This window comes from Enterobacter sp. SECR19-1250, assembly GCF_013391025.1.
Lineage (GTDB): Bacteria > Pseudomonadota > Gammaproteobacteria > Enterobacterales > Enterobacteriaceae > Enterobacter > Enterobacter cloacae.
In genome coordinates this window covers 1-423 of sequence record NZ_JACASJ010000316.1, presented here as the reverse complement: position 1 = coordinate 423, position 423 = coordinate 1, and the positions used below count along the sequence as shown (strand labels likewise).

The following is a 423-nucleotide window of genomic DNA, read 5'->3' as shown; positions in this document are numbered from 1 at the left end:
CTATCTCTTATCTGGAGATACAGCTACTGTCCGGTGTTTCAGGGGGCTACATCACGTATTTTTTCAGGAGATCCCAATCTTGATGTGCCTAACAAAGAAGAAAAAGAAATCGAGGAGTTCATAGAAAGCGCACATGCCCAAGGCGATTCCTTGCGAAGCATTTACGGCGATCTTCCCAAAATCGCATCAGCTTTGGGTGTCAGTCCAATTACTTTTACTGAGCTTTCGATGTATGGATATGCTGCTATTGACCAGGGTTTTTTTAAAAGAGATGAGGAATACGTCTATATAAAACCTGAATCAATGCTCGCAAGTGTATCTGGCAATCTTGAAGAATGCTTTACGAATATGGTGCTAGTGTCTATCGATCTAGGGAAGGTGCGAATAAGCAGGTCATTTCTTCCCAAGCTGACTCGCTGATTA

1 pseudogene is annotated in these 423 nt (G+C 42.6%); it reads left to right on the top strand.

Annotated features, from left to right (window positions below):
• Nucleotides 1-420 (top strand): annotated as a pseudogene (locus HX884_RS26795) (hypothetical protein); the annotation flags it as partial.
• Nucleotides 421-423: the final 3 nt, after the last annotated feature.